3 protein-coding genes and 1 pseudogene are annotated in these 4153 nt (G+C 65.4%); all 4 read left to right on the plus strand.

All coding sequences use genetic code 11. From position 1 onward, the window contains the following. Positions 1 to 224 (plus strand): annotated as a pseudogene (locus tag EOA28_RS39045) (hypothetical protein); the annotation flags it as partial. 50 nt (positions 225 to 274) lie between these two features. Next, positions 275 to 1492, plus strand: a complete 1218-nt coding sequence (locus tag EOA28_RS26945; protein WP_126060457.1) for an LL-diaminopimelate aminotransferase — start codon at positions 275 to 277, stop codon at positions 1490 to 1492. Between the two features lie 37 nt (positions 1493 to 1529). Continuing rightward, positions 1530 to 2843 (plus strand): homoserine dehydrogenase, encoded by a 1314-nt coding sequence (locus EOA28_RS26950; protein ID WP_127252196.1) that lies wholly within the window; start codon positions 1530 to 1532, stop codon positions 2841 to 2843. A gap of 185 nt (positions 2844 to 3028) precedes the next feature. Beyond that, positions 3029 to 4012 carry a class II fructose-bisphosphatase gene (gene glpX, locus EOA28_RS26955; RefSeq protein WP_127252195.1) on the plus strand — a complete coding sequence of 328 codons (984 nt, stop codon included), beginning with the start codon at positions 3029 to 3031 and terminating at the stop codon, positions 4010 to 4012. Positions 4013 to 4153: the final 141 nt, after the last annotated feature.

A 4153-nucleotide genomic window follows, 5' to 3' on the forward strand; every position in this document is an offset into this window, starting at 1 on the left:
ACATCCCGCCGCAGGTGGCCGCCAAGCAGTTCACCAAGGAGGAGACCGCGGCGAACCTGGCCAGGCTCAAGGCCGAGCAGCAGGCGCAGGCTGCCAAGGGCGGCAGCGTCAAAGCGCCGGCGAATTCCGCGGCGCTGAAGACGCTTGCCAAGACGCATGGCGGCGACACGTTGAAACAGATCGAGGGCAAATGCGACCCGACCCTCGACCCTAACTGCAATTAGGTTTATATCGCGCGCCGAAAGCGCCCCCTTCGATCGTGTCTGGAAATCCAATGGAAGAATTTCACAAGGTCCGCCGGCTTCCGCCTTACGTGTTCGAGCAGGTCAACCGGCTGAAGGCCAGCGCCCGTTCGCGCGGCGCCGACATCATCGACCTTGGCATGGGCAATCCGGACCTGCCGACGCCGAAAGCCATCGTCGACAAATTGTGCGAGGTGGTGCGCGATCCGCGCACGCATCGCTATTCGTCCTCGCGCGGCATTCCGGGTCTGCGCCGCGCCCAAGCCAATTACTATGCCCGCCGCTTCGGCGTGAAGCTCAACCCCGACACCCAGGTGGTGGCCACGCTCGGCTCGAAGGAAGGCTTCGCCAACATGGCGCAGGCGATCACCGCGCCCGGCGACGTCATCCTGTGCCCCAATCCGACCTATCCGATCCACGCCTTCGGCTTCATCATGTCGGGCGGCGTCATCCGCTCGCTGCAGGTCGAGCCCGACGACGGCTTCATCCCGGCGGTCGAGCGCGGTATCCGCCATTCGATCCCGAAGCCGCTGGCGCTGATCCTCAACTATCCGTCGAATCCGACGGCGCTGGTCGCCTCGCTCGACTTCTACAAGGACGTGGTCGCCTTCGCGAAGAAGAACGACATCATCATCCTGTCCGATCTTGCCTATTCCGAGATTTATTTCGACGGCAATCCGCCGCCTTCGGTGCTGCAGGTGCCGGGCGCGATGGATATCTGCGTCGAGTTCACCTCGATGTCGAAGACCTTCTCCATGCCGGGCTGGCGCATGGGATTCGCCGTCGGCAACGAGCGGCTGATCTCGGCGCTGACGCGGGTGAAGTCCTATCTCGACTATGGCGCCTTCACGCCGATCCAGGTGGCGGCCGCGCATGCGCTGAACGGCGACGGCGCCGACATCGAGGAGGTGCGCGAGGTCTACCACAAGCGGCGCGACGTGATGGTCGATTCCTTCGGCCGCGCCGGCTGGACCATTCCCGCGCCCGCGGCCTCGATGTTCGCCTGGGCGCCGATCCCGGAACAGTTCCGCCATCTCGGCTCGCTCGAATTCTCCAAGCTGCTCATCGAGCATGCGGATGTCGCGGTGGCGCCGGGCATCGGCTTCGGCGAGCATGGCGACGACTATGTGCGCGTGGCGCTGGTCGAGAACGAGCACCGGATCCGTCAGGCCGCGCGCAACATCAAGCGCTTCCTGGCATCGACCGCCAAGCAGCCCAACAATGTGGTGCCGCTCGCCGCTCGGCGCTGAGTCTGCCTATCTGGATTTTTGAGGGGCGTCGCCGGACATGGCTGAAGCGTTGCGTGTTGGAATTGCCGGCCTCGGCACGGTTGGCGCCTCGGTGGCGCGCGTGCTGCGCGACAAGGCGGCGGAGCTCACCCGCCAGTGCGGACGCGATATCGTCGTGACGGCCGTTTCGGCCCGCGACCGGAAACGCGATCGCGGCGTCGACCTCAGCGCCGCGACATGGTTCGACGATCCGGTCCAGATGGCCGAAAAGGCCGACATCGACGTCTTTGCCGAGCTGATCGGCGGCGACGAAGGGCCGGCGCGGCTGGCGGTGAAGGCGGCGCTCGAGGCGGGCCGGCATGTCGTGACCGCCAACAAGGCGCTGCTGGCCAAGCATGGCGTGGCGCTTGCCGAGATCGCCGAGAAGAAGGGTGTTCTGCTCAATTACGAGGCGGCGGTGGCCGGCGGCATTCCTGTCATCAAGACGATGCGCGAGGCAATGGCCGGCAATGCGGTGACGCGTGTCTTCGGCATCCTCAACGGCACCTGCAACTACATCCTGACCCGCATGGAAGCCGAGGGCATCTCGTTCGATGCCTGCCTGAAGGACGCGCAGCGGCTGGGCTACGCCGAGGCCGACCCGACCTTCGACATCGAAGGCCACGACACGGCCCACAAGCTGTCGATCCTGACCAGCCTTGCCTTCGGCACGAAGATCGCCGCCAACGACATCTATATGGAAGGCATCTCCAACATCAGCCAGGCAGACATCCGCGCGGCGGCCGATCTCGGCTACCGCATCAAGCTGCTCGGCGTCGCGCAGCGCACCGACAGCGGCATCGAGCAGCGGGTGCACCCGACGATGGTGCCGACGGCGTCCGTCATCGCGCAGGTGCACGGCGTCACCAATGCCGTGGCGATCGAGACCGACATTCTGGGCGAGCTTCTGCTTTCCGGTCCAGGCGCCGGCGGCAACGCCACCGCCTCGGCGGTGATCGGCGATATCGCCGATATCGCCAAGAGCCGGCCCGGATTCCAGCACGCTCCGGTGTTCGGCTGGCCGGCGAAGGAACTGAAGCCTTACAAGAAGGCGCGCATGCGCAGCCATGCCGGCGGCTACTTCATCCGGCTGACCGTGCATGACCGCACCGGCGTCTTCGCGGCCATCGCAAAGCGCATGGCCGACAACGACATCTCGCTGGAATCGATCGTCCAGCAGGCGGCCAGCGCGGAGACCCAGGCGCAGAAAACCGTCATCCTCGTCACCCACGAGACGACGGAAGCGGCGGTGCGCAAGGCGGTCGAAGGCATCACCAAGGACGGCCATCTGACCGACAAACCGCAAGTGATCCGCATCGAGCGGGCGGAATAAGCCAGGTCCGATTCCGCCTTCAATCGATTGATTTTGCTCTCATTTCGAAAAATGACGGGCCAAGTCTTGCCGTTGTCATGGAGCTTTGCCAGAAGAAGTCCGCCTCTGGCGGGAGGCGGAGCAATTCCGGTGCTCAACCGTTCTGGGATTGCTCGACGCTAACAGACAACGAGGAATGCCCATCCATGAACATCGCCCACAACATCGCTGCCGGCCTCGACCGGATCCTCACCATGGAAGTGGTGCGCGTCACCGAGCGGGCCGCCGTCGCGGCCGCCAGGCTGCGCGGGCGCGGGGATGAGAAGGCAGCCGACCAGGTGGCGGTCGATGCGATGCGACAGGAGCTCAATCGCCTCGCCATCAAGGGCACGGTGGTGATCGGCGAGGGCGAGCGCGACGAGGCGCCGATGCTCTATATCGGCGAGGAGGTCGGCACCGGCAAAGGCCCGGCGGTCGACATCGCGCTCGATCCGCTGGAAGGCACCACGATCTGCGCCAAGAACCTGCCCAATGCGCTTGCGGTCATCGCCATCGCGGAAAAGGGCAGCCTGCTGTTCGCGCCCGACGTCTATATGGACAAGATCGCCATCGGCCCCGGCTATCCGGAAGGCCTGATCGACATCGACGCCTCGCCGGCCGAGAACCTCGCCAATCTGGCCAAGGCCAAGGGCGTGGCCGTTTCCGACATCACGGCCTGCATCCTCGACCGGCCGCGTCATGCCAAGCTGATCGACGCCGTGCGCGCCACGGGCGCGGCGATCCGGCTGATCGGCGACGGCGACGTCGCCGGCATCATCCACACCACCGATCCGGACGAGACCGGGATCGACATCTATCTCGGCACGGGCGGCGCGCCGGAAGGCGTGCTGGCGGCGGCGGCGCTTCGCTGCACCGGCGGGCAGATGCAGGGCCGGCTGATCCTCGACACGCCGGAGAAGGTGGCGCGCGCCGAAAAGATGGGCATTTCCGACCCGAAGCGGGTCTATCGCGCCCAGGACATGGCGCGCGGCGACGTGCTGTTCGCGGCGACCGGCGTCACCGACGGCAATCTGCTCGACGGGGTGAAGTTCGGCCGCACCTTCATCACCACTCACACGATCGTGCTGCGCTCGTCCTCGCGCACGGTGCGCGAGATCAAGGCCAGGCACCAGGATCTGGATAAGTTCTGATTTCGCCCACTTGGGCGCCACCGCGGCGTTCCGTGGAAAACCTTCCACACTTATCCCCGGATTGCTCGCTTACGCCGAATTGCTCCCGCCGTCGCATATTGATATCTGCCCAAGATGATGTGCAGACGGCGCGTCGCATGA

This window comes from Mesorhizobium sp. M2A.F.Ca.ET.067.02.1.1, from assembly GCF_004023285.1.
In the GTDB taxonomy this organism is placed as follows: domain Bacteria; phylum Pseudomonadota; class Alphaproteobacteria; order Rhizobiales; family Rhizobiaceae; genus Mesorhizobium.